This window comes from Pseudomonas sp. BNK-15, assembly GCF_047456105.1.
Taxonomy (GTDB): Bacteria; Pseudomonadota; Gammaproteobacteria; order Pseudomonadales; family Pseudomonadaceae; genus Aquipseudomonas; species Aquipseudomonas putida_E.
In genome coordinates, this window is sequence record NZ_CP179898.1 from 4,848,802 (window position 1) to 4,868,555 (window position 19,754).

Below are 19,754 nucleotides of genomic sequence, written 5' to 3' on the forward strand. Positions count from 1 at the left end.
TTGTTTTTTTTGTGGAGGAAAACTGCCTTTGGGGTGCTGCTCAGCCGAGGTCGCCGCCCCCCACCGGCAGGGTCACGCCGGTGATGTAGGAAGCCTCGTCACTGGCCAGGAAAAGGATCGCGCCAACCTGTTCGTCAATGCTGCCGTAGCGGTGCATCAGGCTGCTGTCCAAGGTCTGGTCGACGATCTGCTGATACCAGCGTTTGTCTTGTTCGCTCTGCTCGGCCTCATTGCGTGGCACGCGCCGTGGCGGCGCCTCGGTGCCGCCGGGGGCGGTAGCGTTGACCCGGATGCCGCGGCCGGCGGTTTCGAAGGCAAGGCACGCGGTCAGTGCATTGACCCCGCCTTTGGCCGCGCCGTAGGGCACGCGGTTGACGCCGCGGGTGGCAATCGAGGAGACGTTGACGATGGCGCCGGTGCCGCGTTCGAGCATGAACGGGAGCGCCGCGTGGCAGCACCACAGGGTGGGAAACAGCGAGCGGCGAACTTCGGCCTCGATCTGCGCCACTTCATAGTGTTCGAACGGCTTGGCCCAGATGGTGCCGCCAACGTTGTTGACCAGAATGTCGATGCGACCGAACGTTTCTACCGCCGAGGCCATGACGCGGGCACAGTCGGTGTATTGCTCAAGGTCGGCGATCAGCGTCAGCACGCCCTCCCCGGCCAGTTCGTGGACCAGTTCGGAGCGGTCCACGGCCACCACCTGCGCGCCTTCGGCCTTGAGCCGCCAGCACACACCACGGCCGATGCCTTGGGCGGCGCCGGTGACCAGGGCTACTTTGTTATGGAATCGGTTGTTCATCTGCTACTTCCTTATCCTGTTATCAGGCACAACCTTGCCTGGCCTGCACTGGACCCATCGCCGGCAAGCCGGCTTCCACAGGTACAGCGGTGCTCTCAGGCCCAACTGCCGGCTTTGGAAGAAAAGGAGGCCACCTTCACCCGCACGATGGGGCGGCCCCAAGGAAACTCAGGCCGCCGCTGCCGCGAACTTCTCGTAGTAGAAGTTGGCCGGGGTGATGCCCTGCTCGCGGATGTACTGGCTGACCGCCTCGACCATCGGTGGCGGGCCGCACAGGTACACGTCGACATCGCCATCATTGAGGTGGCGCGGCTCGATGTGCTGGGTGACGTAACCCTTTTGCGGGTAATGGCTTTCGGGGTTGGCCACACAGGCGCTGAAGGTGAAGTTGGGGATGCGCGCAGCCAGGGCGTGCAAACGGTCCAGCTCGACCAGGTCGAAGTCGTTGGTCACCCCATAGATCAGGTGCAGGGGGTGCTCGCTACCCTGTTCGGCGACCTTCTCCAGCATCGCCGTGAACGGGGCCAGGCCCGTGCCACCAGCCAGCAGCAGCAAAGGGCGCTGGATCGGGCGCAGGTAGAAGCTGCCCAAGGGCCCGGCCAGGCTCATGTTGTCGCCGGCCTTGGCCAGGCTGGTGAGGAAGCTGCTCATCAGCCCGCCCGGCACGTTGCGAATCAGGAAGCTGACTTCACCGTCCTTCTGCAACGAACTGAAGGAGTAGGCGCGGCTCTGGTCGCTGCCGGGCACCGTGAGGTTGACGTACTGCCCCGGCAGGAAAGCCAGCCTGTTCAGCGATTCACCCTTGATCGACAGGGCGATGGTACTGGCCGACAACTGGCGCACGTCACTGATGGCGGCCTGGAAGCTCGCTTGTTCGGTCTTGCACAGTTGCGAAGACGCCGGGATGCGTACCACGCAGTCGCTTTCGGCGCGCATCTGGCAGGTCAGTACATAGCCTTCGGCGATTTCGTCTGCACTGAGGGCGTCTTCGATGAAGTTGTCGCCCAGGTCATAACGGCCGGATTCGGCCTTGCACTTGCAGGTACCGCAGGCGCCATCGCGGCAGTCCAGCGGGATATTGATGCCCTGGCGGTAGGCGGCGTCGGCGACGGTTTCATGGCCGCTGGCCTCGATGAAGCGGGTTACCCCGTCTTCGAAATTAAGCGCGATCTGGAAGCTCATGTTGCACCTCGCGGGCGAACCTGGCCACGGCGCGCCATGGGGCACACCGGGCCGTTCGCGTAACCTCGGTTCAGATGTGGTAGATGTCGATGACCTGGCGCACGTAGTCGTTCTTCAGCACCACCTTCTTGGCCTTGATAAGCGGCTGTTCGCCGCGCAGGTCCAGGGTGTAGAAGCTCGTACCGAAGTAGCTGTCGGTGGTCTTGTAGCGAAAACTCAGCGTGTGCCAGTTGAAGCGCACCTGGCAGTAGCCCTCACCCTGCTCGACGATCTCGATGTTGCTGATGTTGTGCGAGGTGCGGGTGTCGGGCACGGTCGCACTGGAACGCTCGGTCTTTATGCGGAACACCCGGTCCTCGAGGCCGCCACGGTTGCCGTACCAGATCAGCGAGATCTCGCTTTGCGGGTCGGTGGTGAGGCAGTCGTCGTCATCCCACGCGGGCATCCAGAAGCTTGCATCGCTGGCATACATTTCCAGCCACTGGTCCCACTGTGCATCGTCCAGGTAGCGCGCTTCGCGGTACAGGAAGTCGCGCACGGTCTCATGAAGACTCATTGCACGGCCTCCACGGGGATCAGTTGCTGCTCGTCTTCCAGAGCCTTGAGCATGGTGTCCTGCCAGTACTTGTGCTGCAGCACGAATAGGCCCTCGTCCTCAGTGCGCACGCCAGACAGCAGCGGGCTGAGCTCGATTTCGCGAGCGGCTTCGTCGGCCCCCTCGACCCAGTGCGCCGCGCCGCGTGACATGTCGTTCCAGCCGGTACCACCGCCGTAACCGGTCTGGCAGGAGCGAAACTCCTCGAGATCGTCGGGGGTGGCCATGCCACTGACGTTGAAGAAGTCTTCGTACTGACGAATGCGCCTGGCACGGGCCTCGGCGCTCTCGCCCTTGGGCGCGATGCAGTAGATGGTGATCTCGGTCTTGTTCACCGATATCGGCCGAGCGATGCGGATCTGCGAGCTGAACTGGTCCATCAGGTAGACGTTGGGGTACAGGCACAGGTTGCGCGAGTTCTCGATCATCCAGTCGGCACGAGCCTGGCCGAAGTCTGCGGCGAGTTGTTCGCGGCGTTCGAAGGCCGGGCGGTCTTCGGGGTTGGCCCAGCGGGTCCAGAGCAGCAGGTGGCCGTGGTCGAAGGAGTAGAACCCACCCCCCTGCTTGGCCCATGCACCAGCGCTCATGGTCTTGATCTCTTCACCCGCCTCGCGCTGCTTGCGCTGGTTCTGGGTGGCGGCGTAGTTCCAGTGCACGGAGCTGACATGGTAGCCGTCGGCGCCGTTCTCGGCGGTCAGCTTCCAGTTGCCTTCGTAGATGTACGAACTGGCCCCGCGCAGTACCTCCAGGCCCTCGGGGGACTGGTCAACGATCATGTCGATGATCTTGGCCGATTCGCCCAGGTGTTCGGCCAGCGGCTTGACATCGGCGTTGAGGCTGCCGAACAGGAAGCCGCGGTAGGATTCGAACCGGGCAACCTTGGTCAGGTCATGGGAGCCGTCGCAGTTGAAACTGTCGGGGTAGCCGGCGTTGCCCGGATCTTTGACCTTGAGCAGCTTGCCGCTGTTGTTGAAGGTCCAGCCATGGAACGGGCAGGTATAGCTCGCGCGGTTTCCGCGCTTGTGCCGGCAGAGCATGGCGCCGCGGTGGCTGCAGGCATTGAGGAAGGCATTGAGCTCACCGTCCTTGTTGCGCGCGATGAAGATCGGCTGGCGCCCCATGGTCAGGGTGAGGAAGTCGTTTTTCTCGGGGATCTGGCTTTCGTGGGCCAGGTAGATCCAGTTGCCCTCGAAGATGTGTTTCATCTCCAGGTCGAACAGGCGTGGGTCGGTGAACATCTCGCGCTTGCAGCGGTAGATGCCCTTTTCACGGTCGTCCTCGAGCATGGCATTGAGGTAGTCGAATCCCAGGGACATGGCCAGGGTCTCCATTGTTATTGTTCAGACCGGCTCAGGTTAGGGCGTGCCGGCGGGCGGCAATATCCGCTGGGTGCAAAGCGCTATCCGTTTTCTGCAAGGCAAAAGAAATTGATCAGGGGCATGGCAAATTATTCATTGAACGGTGCCTGCCACCTGAAGTAAGCTCGGGCTCATCAACTGGAGAGCAACATGCCGAAACACACCCGCAACCACGCCAACCACACCGGTCGCAACCTGCGCCCTGTGCTGGCCGTTGCCGGCTGCAAGGCTGCTGCCTGCTTTTATTTTGGGTATTGGTTTAGCCACTAGGCGCCGCTGATACCTACACGGCGCCCACCTTCGAGGGGCCGCCGAACATGAGAATACTCAAACCCCCGGTCGGCTCCCCGACCGGGGGTTTTGCTTTTCAGGCCTTTGAACATTCCCGATTCACACTGAGGACACTTTCATGAACTACGCCACCTATTACTACGCAAGCACCTACGCCTGGCGATTTAGCCAATCCCGCTCGGGCCAGCCTGCCGCCTCCGACCGGTCCGTCCACGGTGGCAATGCTGCAGCCAATCTGAATTCAACGATCAGTCGAACACCTCGATAGGGGCCGACTGCGCGGGTCAGAACCCGCCGTCCGCCCAGGGAACCTACGCCATGCAAGCCTCGAACCTCGCTCTGCCCCTGACCCAGCCAAACGCTGCCAACACCACTGTCAGCCGTCGCCTGCCCAGCCCGCACCTGCTCAAGCAGCAGATGCCGCTTTCAATCGAACACGCCCAGCAAGTCCAGGCCCAGCGCCAGGCCATTCGCGCCATCCTCGAAGGCCGCGATCCGCGCCTGCTGGTGGTCGTCGGCCCCTGCTCGATCCACGACCCACGCTCGGCCCTTGAATATGCCGACCGCCTGGCGGCCCTGAGCCGCGAAGTCGACGACAAGTTGCTGTTGGTGATGCGCGCCTACGTGGAGAAACCGCGCACCACGGTGGGCTGGAAAGGCCTGGCATACGATCCGCACCTCGATGGCAGCGACGACATGCATGGCGGCATCGCCCTGTCCCGTGGCTTGATGCTGAACATGATCGAACGCGGCCTGCCGATCGCCACAGAGCTGCTGCAGCCGATGGTCGCCGGTTACTTCGATGACCTGCTGGGCTGGGCGGCGATTGGCGCGCGTACCACCGAATCGCAGGTTCACCGTGAGATGGTCAGCGGCCTGGAGTTACCGGTCGGGTTCAAGAACGGTACCGATGGCGGTGTCGCCATCGCGTGCGACGCGATGCGCAGCGCTGCCGCCGCGCACCGCCATTTCGGTATGGATGCGCAAGGCTACCCGGCGATCATCGAGACCTTGGGCAACCCGGATACCCACCTGGTGCTGCGCGGCGGCCACAAGGGCCCGAACCACGACAGCACCAGCATTGCCCAAGCCCGCCAAGGGCTGGCCAAGGCGGGCCTGCAGGCGCGGATCATGGTCGATTGCAGCCATGCCAACAGCGGCAAGGACCCGGCACGGCAGCCCGCAGTGTTCGAGGACGTGCTGGCTCAGCGCCTGGCCGGCGACACATCGATTGTCGGGGTGATGCTTGAAGGCCACCTGTTCGACGGTTGCCAGGCCTTGGGCAAGGGCCCGCTGAAGTACGGCGTGTCGATCACCGATGGCTGCCTGGGCTGGGAAGCGACACAAACCCTGCTGCGTGAGGCCGCAGCGCGTATGTAGGAAGCGTACAGCAAGCCTTGCGAGACATTTCCCAAGCAAGTGCGCTAGGCTTGCCCTTTTCACCCAAGGAGTAGTACCCATGGCACGCGCCACTGCCCGCCACATCCTCGTCAGCAGCGAAGACAAGTGCAACGAACTCAAAGCCCAGATCGAAGCCGGTGCCGACTTCGCTGAAATCGCCAAAGCCAACTCCACCTGCCCGTCCAGCCGCCAGGGCGGTGACCTGGGCTCGTTCGGCCCAGGCCAGATGGTCAAGGAATTCGATACCGTTGTGTTCAGCGCCCCGATCAACACCGTGCAGGGCCCGGTCAAGACCCAGTTCGGCTACCACCTGCTGGAAGTGACCAGCCGCCAGGACTAAGTCCACGCTGACCATGACCACCTCTGTGGGAGCGGCTTTGCCCGCGAATGCGCCCGTGCAGGCAACGCCGTTGCCTGGCCGGGCCTCTTCGCGGGCAAGCCCGCTCCCACAGATGTTTCTGGGGATCGTGCTGGCCTGCATGGGTTTTACCGCCCTCGCCGAACCGACCCACGCCCTCACCGTTTACGGTGAAGCCCCGCGCTACGCCCAAACGTTCCGCCACTTCGACTACGTCAACCCCGATGCCCCCAAGGGCGGCATCCTGCGCCGCTCGGCCACCGAAATCGGTCAGTTCGACCACATCCTGCCGTACATCGACAAAGGTATCGGCGTCAGCCAGGTCGATGGCTGGCTGTACGCCCCTCTGGCCGTGCGTTCATTCGATGAGCCCTACACCGTCTATGGCCTGATCGCCCGGCGCATGGAACGCGGCCCGCAAGACGCCTGGCTACGTTTTAACATCGACCCCAGGGCCACCTTTGCCGATGGCAAACCCGTGCGTGCCGAGGATGTGCGCTTCAGTTACGACAAGCTGATGAGCGAGGGCAGCCTCAAATACCGGACCCAGTTCGCCGATGTGGCGGGTGTCACTGTCGAAGGCCCGCACCGCGTGCGTTTCGATTTCAAGCAACCCCACGGCCGCACCCTGCCCCTGGACCTTGCCAGTTTGCCGGTCCTGCCCGAACACGACTGGAACAGCCGCGACTTCGCCAACGGCGCCGGCTTCGACACACCGGTCGGCAGCGGCCCCTACCGCATCGGGCGGATCGACAATGGCCGCAGCGTCACCTTCGAGCGTGACCGGCACTGGTGGGCCAAGGACTTGCCCGTCAGCCGCGGCCGTTTCAACTTCGAACGCATTCGCGTCGAGTACTTTGGTGATACCGAGGTGGCGCGCCAGGTACTCAAGGGCGGTGGCTACGACTACAACCGTGAGTTCTCGGCCACAGCCTTCACCCTCGGTTACAACGGTGCACAACTGGATGACGGCCGCCTGCAACGCGCCCACCTGGGCCCGGCCAAGCCACAGACCGCCCAGGGGTTCGTGTTCAACCTCGACCGGCCGCAGTTCAAGGACCGCCGCGTGCGCCAGGCGCTGGCCATGCTATGGGACTTCGAGTGGAGCAACCGCCAGATGATGCGCAACCTGTACATCCGCCAGCAGAGTATTTTTTCCAACACCCCGCTGGCGGCGCGCGAATTGCCGGATGCCGATGAACTGAAACTGCTTGAGCCGCTGCGCGGCAAGGTACCGGGCGAAGTCTTCAGCCAGGTGTTCACAGCCCCCACAACCGACGGTTCGGGGATTATCCGCACGCAGCAACTGCAGGCCCTGGCCCTGCTGCAGCAGGCGGGTTGGCACCCTAAGGGTGATCACCTGGTCAACGCCGAGGGCCAGCCGCTGACATTTACCTTCCTCAACGGCCAGGCCGGCCTTGAGCGTTTGCTGCTGCCGTGGAAACGTAACCTGGCACAGATCGGCGTTACCCTGAACATCCGCAATGTCGACTCGGCCCAGTACGTCAATCGTCTGATGGCCCGCGACTACGACATGCTCGTCACCGGCTACCCGGCCACCCTCTCACCGGGTGCCGAACTCTACAATTACTTCGGGTCTGCAGCAGCCAACGACCCAGGCTCGAACAACCTGATGGTGCTCAAGGACCCTGCGGTGGACAGCCTGATCGACGGGCTGGTGCGCGCCGACACCCAGGCTGACATGCTGCGCCACGCCCATGCGCTGGACCGTGTGCTGCAGTGGAACTACTACTGGATCCCCAACTACTACCCGCCAGGCAGTTCGACCGTGTGGTGGAACCGCTTCGGCCTGCCCAAGGTCCAGCCTGCTTATGACGAAGGGCTGGACAGCTGGTGGGAAATCAGCCCGAACGCCCTGACCAGCGCGCAGATGGCCGAGCGCCAGAAGGCTGCGCCATGACGTCCTATATCCTGCGCCGCCTGCTGCTGATCATCCCCACGCTGCTGGCGATCCTGCTGGTCAACTTCGCCATCGTCCAGGCGGCCCCCGGTGGCCCGGTGGAGCAGGCGGTGGCCAGGCTGCAGGGCATCGGCGGCGGGGCACCGGGCGCCCGGGCCGACGTGGTTCATGGCGAATCCCGCGCCACCCGGGGCCTGGACCCGAAACTGATCGAGGAGATCAAGCGCCAGTACGGCTTCGACAAGTCGGCCCCTGAGCGCCTGTGGCTGATGCTCGGCCAGTATGCACGGCTGGATTTCGGCCAGAGCTTCTTCCGCGGCGCCAAGGTCACCGACCTGATTCTGGACAAGCTGCCGGTGACCCTTTCACTGGGGTTCTGGGCCACGTTGATCACCTACCTGGTGTCGATCCCGCTGGGCATCCGCAAGGCGGTGCGCCACGGCAGCCGTTTCGATGCCTGGAGCAGTGCGCTGATCGTGATCGGTTACGCCCTGCCCTCCTTCCTGTTCGCCTTGCTGCTGATCGTGCTGTTCGCCGGTGGCACCTCGCTGAACTGGTTCCCGGTACGCGGCCTGGTCTCGGAGAACTTCGACCAGCTCAGCCTGCTGGGCAAGGTCGCCGACTACTTCTGGCATCTGGTGCTGCCGGTGGGGGCACTGGTGGTCGGCGGCTTCGCCACGCTGACATTGCTGACCAAGAACGCCTTCCTCGATGAAATTTCCCGTCAGTACGTGGTCACGGCCCGCGCCAAGGGCCTGAGCGAGCGTCGCGTCCTGTATGGCCACGTGCTGCGCAATGCCATGCTGGTGGTACTGGCAGGCTTGCCGCAGGCGCTGATCACGGTGTTCTTCGCAGGATCCCTGCTGATCGAGGTGATTTTTTCACTCGATGGCCTCGGGCGCATGAGCTACGAGGCAGCGGTGTCGCGTGACTACCCGGTAGTGTTTGGCACACTGTTCATCTTCACCCTGGCCGGCCTGCTGATACGCCTGATCGGCGACTTGTCGTATACCTTGCTCGATCCGCGCATCGACTTTGACGCGAGGGCGCACTGATGCTCTCGCCGGTTTCGCGTCGCCGCCTGCAACGCTTTCGCCGCAACCGCCGTGGCTGGGTGTCGTTGTGGCTGTTCGCAGGCCTGCTGCTGCTCAGCCTTGGTGCAGAGCTCGTCGCCAACGACAAACCCTTGCTGCTTGGCTACAAGGGCGAGCTGTACATGCCTGCGCTCAAACGCTACAGCGAGCAGCAGTTCGGTGGCCAACTGCCGTTCCAGCCGGACTACCGTAGCGCGTATGTCCGCCAGCTGATCGAGGGCCAGGGCGGCTGGATGCTGTTCGCACCGATTCCGTTCAGTGCCGACACACCCAACTACGACCTGCAAGTACCCACCCCAAGCCCACCGAGCAGCAGCAACTGGCTGGGTACCGACGACCAGGGCCGCGACGTGCTCGCGCGGGTGTTGTACGGCACCCGGGTATCGCTGCTGTTCGCCTTTGCCCTGACGGTGGTCAGCGTGCTGATCGGCGTGATCGCCGGGGCCTTGCAGGGCTACCACGGTGGTTGGGTGGACCTGCTCGGGCAACGCGTGCTGGAGGTGTGGTCGGGGTTGCCGGTGCTGTACCTGCTGATCATCCTCAGCGGTTTCGTCGAGCCGGACTTCTGGTGGCTGCTGGGGATCATGGCGCTGTTCTCGTGGTTGACCCTGGTGGATGTGGTGCGGGCCGAGTTCCTGCGTGGGCGCAACCTGGAGTACGTGAAGGCCGCCCGCGCGCTGGGCCTGCCTGACAGCCAGGTGATGCTGCGGCACATCCTGCCCAATGCGATGAACGCCACGTTGACCTACGTGCCGTTCATGCTCACCGGGGCCATCACTACACTGACCGCGCTGGACTTTCTGGGCTTTGGCATGCCGGCCGGGAGTGCTTCGCTGGGTGAGCTGGTCACCCAGGGCAAGCAGCACCTGGAGGCCCCTTGGCTGGGCTTCACAGCGTTCTTTGCGCTGGCGGTGGTGCTGTCATTGCTGGTGTTTATCGGGGATGCCTTGCGCGAGGCCTTCGACCCGAGAGTTTAGGCTGGTACTGCCATCACAGGTTTCAGGGAACTGCCATGCAAGAAAGCAATACCCTCAAGGACTATCCTCAGGTACGGCAACTGGCGATCCGCTCGCTGTTCGAAATCATCGAGCAGTCCAGCGAGGGCACGGTGATCGTCGACCGCGAGGCGCGAATCGTGTGGATGAACGAACGCTATGCCCGCCGTTTTGGCCTGGCCGATGCCGCCAGTGCCATCGGCCAGCCATGCGAAACGGTGATCCCAGGCAGCCTGATGCGCGAGGTGGTGAGTAACGGCCGGCCGATCCTGCTGGACATGCTCGACACCGCCAAGGAGCCACTGGTGGTCATGCGCCTGCCGATCCACGATGCCCAGGGGGCGCTGATCGGTGCCATCGGCTTTGCCCTGTTCGACGAATTGCGCAGCCTGTCGCCACTGCTCAAGCGCTATTCGAGCATGCAGCAGGAACTGGCCACGACACGCTCGCAACTGCGCGCGCGCCAAGCCAAATACAGTTTTGCCCAGTTCGTCGGCAGCAGCGCGGCGAGCCTTGAGGCCAAGCGCCGTGCCAGGCGTGGCGCGGCCAGCGAATCGCCGGTGTTGTTGCTCGGCGAAACCGGTACCGGCAAGGAGCTGCTGGCCCATGCCATTCACACAGCCTCGGCACGTGCGCACAAAGCCTTTGTCAGCATCAACAGTGCAGCGATCCCCGAGGCGCTGCTGGAAGCCGAGTTCTTTGGCACGGCCCCGGGCGCCTTTACCGGCGCTGACCGTAAGGGGCGCAGCGGTAAGTTGCAGTTGGCCGAGGGTGGCACCTTGTTCCTCGACGAAATCGGCGACATGCCCCTGGCCCTGCAAAGCAAACTGCTGCGCGTACTGCAGGAGAAGGAATACGAACCGGTGGGCTCGAACCAGATGCTGCGCAGCGACGTGCGCATCATCGCTGCCACGTCAATCGATTTGCAGGCGGCCATGGCCCGCGGGGCGTTTCGCGCCGATCTGTATTACCGCCTGAATGTACTGCCAATCCAGGCACCGCCGCTGCGCGAGCGCCTCGAAGACCTGCCCGCGTTATGCGAGGCGATCCTGGCCGAACTGGGCAGCCAGTTCGAGCTGGAGCCCGATGCGCTGCAATTGCTGGCACGCCATGCCTGGCCAGGGAACATCCGTGAGCTGCGCAACGTGCTGGAACGGGCAACCCTGCTGGCAGACCAGCCGCGCCTTACCGCCTTGGACTTGCGCGAGGCACTAGGGCCGGTGGCGCCGCTTGCCACGACTACCGTTAGGCAAAGCTACCGCGATGCCTGTGCGCAATTCGAGCGCAAACTGATTGCCGACACGTTGGCCGAACACGCCGGCAATGTGGTGGAAGCAGCCAAAGCATTGGGTTTGGGCCGTTCGACGTTCTACAAGAAGCGGGTGGCTTTGGGCGTCTGAGTCTCTCATCAGAGACTGATGTTTCGCAATGGAGACTACTGCGGGCGCTCTGCCCTGAAACGCGGTTGGGAGCAATAGCTGCCGCAGCTAATCTCAAATGAGAGACACAGCAATCTTCCACTTGTAAAAATACTATATAAATCAACAGGTTAAATATTGGCACGATTCCCGCTATCTCCCGGTCACCGATAACAAAAAGACCTACCCAGGAGATCTACCCGATGACCGTGCTCATCGCCCTCGCCGCTTTGGCCCTGCTGATGCTGGCCGCCTACCGCGGTTACAGCGTGATCCTCTTCGCTCCCATCGCCGCCCTCGGCGCGGTGCTGCTGACCGACCCCGCCGCCGTGGCGCCCGCCTTTACCGGGGTGTTCATGGAAAAGATGGTCGGTTTCATCAAGCTGTACTTCCCGGTGTTCCTGCTTGGCGCGGTGTTCGGCAAGCTCATCGAACTGTCCGGTTTCTCGCGCTCGATCGTCGCCGCAGCCATCCGCCTGCTCGGCACCCGCCAGGCCATGCTGGTGATTGTGCTCGTTTGCGCTTTGCTCACTTATGGTGGGGTATCGCTGTTTGTGGTGGTGTTCGCGGTGTACCCGTTCGCCGCCGAAATGTTCCGCCAAAGTGATATTCCCAAGCGCCTGATCCCGGCAACCATCGCCTTGGGCGCCTTCTCGTTCACCATGGACGCCCTGCCCGGCACCCCGCAGATCCAGAACATCATCCCCAGCACCTTCTTCAACACCACCGCCTGGGCCGCGCCCTGGTTGGGGCTGATCGGCACGGTGTTCGTGTTCTGCAGCGGCATGCTTTACCTGCAACGCCAGCGTAACAAGGCCCAGCGCGCCGGCGAGGGCTATGGCAGCAACCTGCGCAACGAACCGGAAACCGCCGCCGATCTGACCTTGCCCAACCCATGGCTGGCGCTTTCGCCGCTGGTACTGGTGGGTGTAATGAACCTGCTGTTCACCCACTGGATCCCGCAGTGGTATGGGGCCAGCCATACCCTGCAGCTGCCGGGCATGAGTGCGCCGGTGAACAGCGACGTGGCCAAGCTGACGGCGATCTGGGCAGTGCAGGCCGCGCTGCTGGTGGGCATCCTGATGGTGCTGGTGTGCGCCTTCGGCGCCATTCGTGAGCGCCTGGCCGAAGGCACCAAAAGTGCCGTCGGGGGCGCCTTGCTGGCCGCCATGAACACGGCCTCCGAGTACGGTTTTGGTGCTGTGATCGCTTCGCTGCCAGGCTTTCTGGTACTGGCCGACGCCCTGCGCGGCATCCCCAACCCACTGGTCAATGAAGCGATCACCGTGACCTTGCTGGCCGGCATCACCGGCTCCGCCTCTGGCGGCATGAGCATTGCCCTGGCGGCCATGGGCGACAGCTTCATCGCCGCGGCAAACGCCGCCAACATACCGCTCGAGGTGCTGCACCGGGTGGCCGCGATGGCCAGTGGCGGCATGGACACCCTGCCGCACAACGGTGCGGTGATCACCTTGCTGGCTGTCACCGGCTTGACCCACCGCGAGGCCTACAAGGACATTTTCGGTATTACCCTGATCAAGACCCTGGCGGTCTTCGTGGTCATCGCCACGTTCTACGCCACCGGCATCGTCTAAGGAGCTTTTGCATGACCCTCAAAGGCAAGACTGCACTCGTCACCGGTTCCACCAGCGGCATCGGCCTGGGCATCGCCCAGGTGCTGGCCCGCGCTGGCGCCAACATACTGCTCAACGGTTTCGGCGACCCGGCACCGGCTCTGGCCGAGGTTGCGCAGCATGGGGTGAAGGCTGCGCACCATCCGGCCGACCTTGGCGAGGTGGCCCAGATAGAAGCATTGTTCGCGTTCGCCGAGCAGACCTTCGGCGGCGTCGACATCCTGGTCAACAATGCGGGCATCCAGCATGTGGCGCCGGTCGAGCAGTTTCCGCTGGAAAGCTGGGACAAGATCATCGCCCTGAACCTGTCGGCGGTGTTCCATGGCACGCGACTGGCGCTGCCGGGCATGCGTGAGCGTAACTGGGGGCGAATCGTCAATATCGCCTCGGTGCACGGGTTGGTCGGCTCCATCGGCAAAGCCGCCTATGTGGCAGCCAAGCACGGCGTGGTCGGCCTGACCAAGGTGGTGGGGCTGGAAACAGCGACTGGCAATGTCACCTGCAACGCCATCTGCCCGGGCTGGGTGCTGACCCCGCTGGTGCAAAAGCAGATCGACGAACGCGCCGCCAAGGGTGTCGACCCGCAGCAGGCGCAAGCGGATTTGCTGGCCGAGAAGCAACCTTCATTGGCCTTCGTCACTCCTGAACACCTGGGCGAGCTGGTACTATTCCTGTGCAGCGAGGCCGCAAGCCAGGTCCGCGGCGCCGCCTGGAATGTCGATGGTGGCTGGCTGGCCCAGTGATGGGCGGCCTGGGCCTGGTGCGGGTCTTGCCATCGTTCAACTGCAAGGAGGCCCTATGCGCCCAACCCCCCTGTCCGCGATCCTGGCCCTGACCCTGGCGGCCACTGCCCCAGCGATGGCCGCCAGCCTGAAGGACATCGCGCCTTACCCCGAGGCTGAAAAAGGCTTTACCCGGCAGGTCATCCACCTGCCCGCACAACCCGACGAGCAAGCCTACAAGCTGGAAATTCTGGCTGGCAAGACGCTGCAGGTGGACTGTAACCGCCAGCGCCTGGCCGGCAGCCTGGAGGAACACACCCTCCAAGGCTGGGGTTACAGCTATTACCGCCTAGACAAGGTCGGCGGGCCGGCCAGTACCCTGATGGCCTGCCCGGATGGCAAAAAGACCGAGGCGTTCGTGCCGGTGGTCGGTGAAGGCTTCCTGCTGCGCTACAACAGCAAGTTGCCTGTCGTGGTGTATGTGCCTGATGGCGTGCAAGTGCGTTACCGCGTGTGGTCGGCATCGCAGGACGTGCAACAGGCCAAGGTGGAGTAAATTGAAGCGTAGCGGTGCTTGATCGCCGGCAAGCTGGCGATCAAGCGCGTCTTGGCAATGGGAGGTATGGCATGAATGATGTGCTTTGGTGTCCTGCTGCGGCGCAAATCGAGGCCAGCCGAATGGATGCCTTTCGCCGCTGGATCAACCTGCGCTACAACCTGCAGCTCAATGATTACGCAGCACTGCACAGCTGGAGCATCGAGCAGCGCGCCGCTTTTTGGGAATCCATTGCCGACTATTTCCAGGTGTTGTGGCATAGCCCACCCAGCCAGGTACTGAGCGAAGGTGCACAGATGCCCGATGCTCGGTGGTTCGCCAAGGCCACCCTCAACTTCGCCGAACACCTGCTACGCCGGCGTGACGATCACACTGCGGTGACGGCCGTGCGCGAAGACGGCGAGCGCCGCTCACTGAGCCACGCGCAACTGGCCGCTGAGGTAGCCGGGCTGCAGAAGGCCTTCAAAAATGCCGGTATCGAGCCAGGTGACCGCATTGGCGCAGTGATGCCCAACACCTGGGAAACCCTCGTGGCCATGCTCGCCTGCACCAGCCTAGGCGCCGTCTGGTCGACGTCATCGCCGGAGTTTGGCCTGCACGGCATCATCGACCGTTTCGGCCAGATCGAGCCCAAGCTGCTGATCGTCTGTGCCGGTTACCAGTACGCCGGCAAGCAGATCGACCAGGTCGACAAGATCAACCAGGTCTGCGCGCAGTTGCCCGGGCTGCAGCAACTGATCGTGGTGCCCTACACGCGGCCGGACACCCAGGCCGACGAATTCAGTACCCCTGCCAAGGTCAGCCTGTGGGGCGACTTCTACCACGCAGGAGGTGAGCCAGGCTTCACCCCCTTACCGTTCGATCACCCGCTGTACATCCTCTATTCCAGCGGCACCACGGGCGTGCCCAAGTGCATCGTCCACAGCGCCGGCGGTGTCCTGCTGCAACACCTCAAGGAACACGGCCTGCACAATGACCTCAAGGCCGATGACGTGCTGTTCTACTACACCACCTGCGGCTGGATGATGTGGAACTGGCTGGCCAGTGGCCTGGCAGTAGGGGCCACTCTGGTGCTGTATGACGGCTCCCCCTTCCACCCGGGGCCTGAGCGCCTGCTCGACCTGATCGACGCCGAAGGCATCCAGGCCTTCGGTACCAGCGCCAAGTACCTGGCCGCACTTGAACAGGAAGGCCTGGAGCCGGCACGCAGTCATCGACTGGCCAGCCTGCGCCTGATCCTCTCCACCGGCTCACCGCTGTCGCCGCACAGTTACGACTACGTTTACCGCAAGATAAAGGCCGATCTGTGCCTGGCGTCCATGTCCGGTGGTACCGATATCGTGTCCTGCTTCGTGCTGGGCAACCCGACGCTGCCGGTACGCCGTGGCGAAATTGCCTGCAAGGGCCTGGGCATGGCGGTAGAAGTGTGGAATGAGCACGGCCAGCCGGTGACCGGTGAAAAAGGCGAGTTGGTGTGCACCCGCCACTTCCCGTCGATGCCCCGGGGGTTCTGGAACGACAACGATGGCAGCCGCTACCGCGAGGCCTACTTCAGCCAGTTTCCCGGTGTCTGGGCGCAGGGCGACTACGCCGAGCAGCTCACCACAGGCGGCATGGTGATCCATGGGCGTTCCGATGCCGTGCTCAACCCCGGTGGTGTGCGTATCGGCACGGCGGAAATCTATCGGCAGGTAGAAAAGGTCGAGCAGGTGCTGGAAAGTGTCGCCATCGGCCAGCAATGGAAAGGCGATGTGCGCGTCGTGCTGTTCGTGCGTCTGCGTGATGGCCTGGCGCTCGATGAGCCGTTGCAACAGCGCATTCGCCAGGTGATCCGCCAGTACACCACGCCGCGCCATGTACCGGCGGTGATCCTGCAGGTCAGTGATATTCCACGTACCATCAGCGGCAAGCTGGTGGAGCTGGCGGTGCGTAATGTGGTGCACGGGTTACCCGTGAAAAATACCGACGCGCTGGCCAACCCGGAAGCACTTGAGTTTTTTCGTGACCGCACGGAGCTGCACGTTCAGGCATAATGGCGCCCTTTTTTCACCCAGAAGCACAGGTGTCCCATGAAAGCTCAAGCCCGCCACATCCTGGTCAAGACCGCTGAGGAGGCCGAAAAGCTCAAACAGCGCATCGCCAATGGCGAGGCCTTCGACGTGCTGGCCAAGAAGTTTTCTACCTGCCCTTCAGGCAAGCGTGGCGGCGACCTGGGCGAAGTGCGCCCGGGGCAGCTGGTGGGGGCGATCGACCAGGTAATTTTCAAGAAACCCCTGCGTGTGGTGCACGGGCCGATAAAGAGCAAGTTCGGCTATCACCTGGTGCAGACCTTCTACCGCGACTGAACAGCGCCGTTAACGGCGTGCGGCCAGCAAACCGAGGCCAGCGCAACCGAGCAGGCAGGCGCTGACCCGGTTGAACAGCCGGCGCGGCCCCGGCTGGCTGAACCAGCGCTGCAGGTAGGCGCCAAGGCCGGCATAGATGGCAATCGCCGCCCACTCCAGGAGCAGGAACAGTACCCCCAGCCAGAGGAACTGCTCACTGACCGGGGTGGGGCTGCCCACCGAGACGAACTGCGGCAGGAAGGCGGTAAAAATCAGGATTGCTTTCGGGTTGCCTGCGGCCACCCAGAACTCCTGCCGCGCCAGGCGCCAAACGCCACGCGGTTGCTCGCTCGCCACCAGCGCCTCGCCCACCGGAGCGCGCCACAGCTGCCAGGCGATGTAGAACAGGTAGGCCGCACCCACCACCTTGATCACCAGGAACAGGTACTCACTGGTGTGCAGCACCACCGCCAGGCCCATCGCCGCCAGGGCAATCATGCCGCTGAAGGCGAGAATGCGCCCGCCACCTGCCACGCATGCGGTACGCAGGCCATAGCGGCTGGCATTGTGCAACGACAACAGGTTGTTCGGCCCCGGTGCCATGTTCAGGGCGAAGCAGGCGGGGATGAATAACAGCAGGCTCGACAGGTCCATTTCGTTCTCCTGGAAATCTGCCACCAATGTCGATGCTTGAGCGGTACCGGTCAAGGTACAGCCACAGGGAAAAACTGTACGGCAGCGCGTTCGGCGCTGTTAAGCTGCCAGCCTCAACGAGGGCTCCAGCATGCACCCTACCCGCTCCTCACTCTGGCGCGATCCGGCCCTGCCCTGGGTGGAAAGCCGCCGGGCCTGCCACAGCCGCGCCTGTTACAAGGCTCATAGCCACCCGACATTCTCCATCGGCGCGGTGGATGCGGGGTGCAGCGTCTTCACTGGCGCAGGTGATGGGCAGCAGCGGCTGACCCCAGGCACGCTGGTGTTGGTGCCGGCGCAGCGGGTGCATGCCTGCAACCCCGAGCCCGGCCAGGCATGGAGCTACCAGATGCTGCATGTCGAGGCCCAGTGGCTTGCGCAGCTGCGCCTGGAGTCGGGGCTCGACGCGGCCGGGCCGGGGGCGCCGGCGCGCATCAGCCGGCTGCCTGCGTTGTACCGCGCGTTCTGCGGGTTGAATGAATTGCTGTTCTCGGGTGCGAGCAGCGGCGAAAAGGAAGCCGCACTGATCGCCTTCATGGGTGATCATGATTTTGCCCAACATCCTCACCTGGCGGCTGCGCCAGCGCCAGCATTGGGCACGCCGGCCCTGCGTGGCCTGATCGAGTGCATCGAAGCTCAAGACCCGGCCCGCTTGAGTCTTGAAGTGCTTGCCCGGCAAGCAGGGCTTGGCCGTTATCAGTTGATCCGTGCGTTCCGCGCGGCCACCGGGCTGACGCCGCATGCCTACCTGATCAATGCCCGCATCAACCGGGGCCGGCGGCTGCTGCGCGACGGGCTGGCGCTGGCCGAGGTGGCCTATCGACTGGGGTTTGCCGATCAGAGCCATTTTCAGCGGGTATTCAAGGCGCATGTGGGCGTGACGCCGGGGCAATATCGGCTGAGTCTGGATTAGAGTCCCTGGGCCACCTGCAATAATCTTCAATACCTGGTCCTGCCCCGCCTCCACACTGCGGCTTTATCACTCGAGATAGCCCGCACCATGGAGCAGTTTCTGATCGTCGCCCTCGCCCACTTCCTGGCCCTGCTTTCCCCAGGCCCGGACTTCTTCCTGGTCGCTCGTACCTGGATCAGCGCCGGTTGGCGCGTCGCCAGTGGCACCTGCCTGGGCATCGCTCTGGCCAATGGCCTGTTCATCAGCCTGGCCTTCGCGGGCCTGGCGGTACTGCAAGAAGGCAGCCCGGTGTTCATCGCCTTGCAGTTGGCCGGCGCGGTTTACCTGCTTTATATAGGCGCGCTGTTCCTGCGCCATGCCGGGCAGTCCGGCCTGGCTGCGGTGGATACCCTAGGGGCAGTGAGCGGCTGGTGGCGAGGGCTGGGCATGGGCCTGGTATCAGGCGGTCTCAACCCCAAGAACGCACTGTTCTACGCCAGCCTCGCCAGCATGGTCGCCAACAGCGGTGCTGCCTGGAAGTGGGCCTATGGCGCCTGGATGTTCACCATCGTTCTGCTGTGGGATTTGCTGGTGGCAGCGGCCATCGGCAACAAGCGCCTGCTACGGCGCTTTTCTCATGCCCTGCCCTGGCTGGAGCGGGCCTCGGGGATGATGCTGATTGCACTGGCAGGTGCATTGCTTTTCAGCCTGGTGCAGGGTTGAGCAGCGCCAGGCTGGCCAAGTCCATCAGGCTGAAATGGCCACTTGCCCAACCACCGGTGTCCAGGTGCCAGACGTTACCCAACCGTTTGGCCTGGAGCACCGGCGTATGGCCCACCAGCAGGGCACGCACGCCTTCGACGGCGCCGGTATCCCCTTCTTTGAGCCGCCGGCGCGACCACTGGCAGACTTCACGCACCCCCGGGTCATCATCCTCCAACAGACTGGCGCGCAGCTCGGCCCAGTCTGCAAACGGGGTGTCGGCATGCAGCACGCCAATCAACCCGGCCTCTGTCTGTACTTCCATGGCTATCGGCAACTGCAGGAACTGTTCGACGAAAACCGCCTGCTCATCCTTTGGCAGATCGAGAAACCAGCCACCGCCCGCTGCCCGATACATGTCCAGATCCAGCCGCCCACCGTACAGGCAGGTGATGGCCAGCGACTCATGGTTGCCCTGCACGGCATGGAACCAAGGCTTGGTCAGCCACGTCAGGGCCTCGATACTGTGCGGCCCGCGGTCGACCAGATCACCAACACTGAATAGCCGATCCACCGCAGGGTCGAACCCTACCGCCTCCAGGCACTGCTCCAGGCGCCGAAAATGCCCGTGAATATCGCCAACAGCCAGGTCACGCCCGTGGCTGTTGGCGGCTACCCGCCGAAACCGGCTCATTGCATTGTTCCTCTGTTGCCGCACGTTGGGGAGCGGATGATGGCTACCGCTCTCGTGCATGACGTGCTCATGGCCCTATCAACCAACAGCATGGCACAAGGCACAGCACCTGCGCAGTTCGA

19 protein-coding genes are annotated in these 19,754 nt (G+C 63.4%); 13 read left to right on the plus strand and 6 right to left on the minus strand.

The window, feature by feature from the left end:
• Window positions 1-40: 40 nt before the first annotated feature.
• From ACMGF5_RS22235 to benA, 4 genes are all read right to left on the minus strand, one after another.
• Window positions 41-802 (minus strand): 1,6-dihydroxycyclohexa-2,4-diene-1-carboxylate dehydrogenase, encoded by a 762-nt coding sequence (locus tag ACMGF5_RS22235; RefSeq protein ID WP_414157224.1) that lies wholly within the window; start codon window positions 800-802, stop codon window positions 41-43.
• A 168-nt stretch (window positions 803-970) separates the two neighbouring features.
• Window positions 971-1,984 carry a benzoate 1,2-dioxygenase electron transfer component BenC gene (benC, locus tag ACMGF5_RS22240; protein ID WP_046786154.1) on the minus strand — a complete coding sequence of 338 codons (1,014 nt, stop codon included), beginning with the start codon at window positions 1,982-1,984 and terminating at the stop codon, window positions 971-973.
• Between the two features lie 70 nt (window positions 1,985-2,054).
• The gene (benB, locus tag ACMGF5_RS22245) at window positions 2,055-2,540 is read right to left on the minus strand and encodes a benzoate 1,2-dioxygenase small subunit (RefSeq protein ID WP_174141167.1); all 486 of its coding nucleotides are present in this window, start codon (window positions 2,538-2,540) and stop codon (window positions 2,055-2,057) included.
• Window positions 2,537-3,895 carry a benzoate 1,2-dioxygenase large subunit gene (gene benA, locus ACMGF5_RS22250; RefSeq protein ID WP_046786153.1) on the minus strand — a complete coding sequence of 453 codons (1,359 nt, stop codon included), beginning with the start codon at window positions 3,893-3,895 and terminating at the stop codon, window positions 2,537-2,539. The genes benB and benA overlap by 4 nt, the downstream gene beginning before the upstream one ends.
• Window positions 3,896-4,546: 651 nt before the next feature.
• On the opposite strand from benA, the gene ACMGF5_RS22255 reads away from it, so the two are divergent.
• The 11 genes from ACMGF5_RS22255 (at window position 4,547) to ACMGF5_RS22305 (ending at window position 16,672) form a co-directional block, all read left to right on the plus strand.
• The gene (locus ACMGF5_RS22255; protein ID WP_046786152.1) at window positions 4,547-5,608 is read left to right on the plus strand and encodes a 3-deoxy-7-phosphoheptulonate synthase; all 1,062 of its coding nucleotides are present in this window, start codon (window positions 4,547-4,549) and stop codon (window positions 5,606-5,608) included.
• 79 nt (window positions 5,609-5,687) lie between these two features.
• On the plus strand, window positions 5,688-5,969 hold the full coding sequence (locus ACMGF5_RS22260; RefSeq protein ID WP_039602126.1) for a peptidylprolyl isomerase: 282 nt from the start codon (window positions 5,688-5,690) through the stop codon (window positions 5,967-5,969).
• Window positions 5,970-5,982: 13 nt separating this feature from the next.
• Window positions 5,983-7,908: an extracellular solute-binding protein gene (locus tag ACMGF5_RS22265; RefSeq protein ID WP_414157225.1), complete on the plus strand. Its 1,926-nt coding sequence runs from the start codon at window positions 5,983-5,985 to the stop codon at window positions 7,906-7,908.
• The gene (locus ACMGF5_RS22270) at window positions 7,905-8,963 is read left to right on the plus strand and encodes a microcin C ABC transporter permease YejB (RefSeq protein WP_039602125.1); all 1,059 of its coding nucleotides are present in this window, start codon (window positions 7,905-7,907) and stop codon (window positions 8,961-8,963) included. Before ACMGF5_RS22265 ends, ACMGF5_RS22270 begins: the two co-directional genes overlap by 4 nt.
• Window positions 8,963-9,979, plus strand: coding sequence for an ABC transporter permease (locus ACMGF5_RS22275; protein WP_046786151.1), 1,017 nt, complete (start codon window positions 8,963-8,965; stop codon window positions 9,977-9,979). The genes ACMGF5_RS22270 and ACMGF5_RS22275 overlap by 1 nt, the downstream gene beginning before the upstream one ends.
• A 35-nt stretch (window positions 9,980-10,014) precedes the next feature.
• Entirely contained in the window at window positions 10,015-11,397 is a 1,383-nt protein-coding gene (locus tag ACMGF5_RS22280; protein WP_414157226.1) for a sigma-54 interaction domain-containing protein, read from the plus strand.
• A gap of 221 nt (window positions 11,398-11,618) precedes the next feature.
• Complete coding sequence (locus ACMGF5_RS22285; RefSeq protein WP_012314567.1) at window positions 11,619-13,010, plus strand: GntP family permease; 1,392 nt, start codon at window positions 11,619-11,621, stop codon at window positions 13,008-13,010.
• A gap of 11 nt (window positions 13,011-13,021) precedes the next feature.
• Complete coding sequence (gene hbdH, locus ACMGF5_RS22290) at window positions 13,022-13,792, plus strand: 3-hydroxybutyrate dehydrogenase (RefSeq protein WP_115274742.1); 771 nt, start codon at window positions 13,022-13,024, stop codon at window positions 13,790-13,792.
• A gap of 55 nt (window positions 13,793-13,847) precedes the next feature.
• Window positions 13,848-14,327 (plus strand): serine protease inhibitor ecotin, encoded by a 480-nt coding sequence (eco, locus tag ACMGF5_RS22295; RefSeq protein ID WP_115274741.1) that lies wholly within the window; start codon window positions 13,848-13,850, stop codon window positions 14,325-14,327.
• Window positions 14,328-14,398: 71 nt separating this feature from the next.
• Window positions 14,399-16,360 (plus strand): acetoacetate--CoA ligase, encoded by a 1,962-nt coding sequence (locus tag ACMGF5_RS22300; protein ID WP_414157227.1) that lies wholly within the window; start codon window positions 14,399-14,401, stop codon window positions 16,358-16,360.
• Window positions 16,361-16,396: 36 nt separating this feature from the next.
• Entirely contained in the window at window positions 16,397-16,672 is a 276-nt protein-coding gene (locus ACMGF5_RS22305; protein ID WP_046786145.1) for a peptidylprolyl isomerase, read from the plus strand.
• Between the two features lie 9 nt (window positions 16,673-16,681).
• Here the strand turns inward: ACMGF5_RS22305 and ACMGF5_RS22310 are convergent, their stop codons facing one another.
• The gene (locus tag ACMGF5_RS22310) at window positions 16,682-17,305 is read right to left on the minus strand and encodes a LysE family translocator (protein ID WP_046786144.1); all 624 of its coding nucleotides are present in this window, start codon (window positions 17,303-17,305) and stop codon (window positions 16,682-16,684) included.
• 130 nt (window positions 17,306-17,435) lie between these two features.
• Here ACMGF5_RS22310 and ACMGF5_RS22315 point away from each other — a divergent pair, with 130 nt between their 5' ends.
• Together ACMGF5_RS22315 and ACMGF5_RS22320 are read left to right on the plus strand one after the other, a co-directional pair.
• Complete coding sequence (locus ACMGF5_RS22315; protein ID WP_414157228.1) at window positions 17,436-18,257, plus strand: AraC family transcriptional regulator; 822 nt, start codon at window positions 17,436-17,438, stop codon at window positions 18,255-18,257.
• A gap of 87 nt (window positions 18,258-18,344) precedes the next feature.
• A complete protein-coding gene (locus ACMGF5_RS22320; protein ID WP_414157229.1) occupies window positions 18,345-18,959 on the plus strand; it encodes a LysE family translocator in 615 nt (204 codons plus the stop codon).
• On the opposite strand, the gene ACMGF5_RS22325 is transcribed toward ACMGF5_RS22320, so the two are convergent.
• The gene (locus tag ACMGF5_RS22325; RefSeq protein ID WP_346640437.1) at window positions 18,940-19,632 is read right to left on the minus strand and encodes a metallophosphoesterase; all 693 of its coding nucleotides are present in this window, start codon (window positions 19,630-19,632) and stop codon (window positions 18,940-18,942) included. The two genes, ACMGF5_RS22320 and ACMGF5_RS22325, sit on opposite strands and share 20 nt — an antisense overlap.
• Window positions 19,633-19,754: the final 122 nt, after the last annotated feature.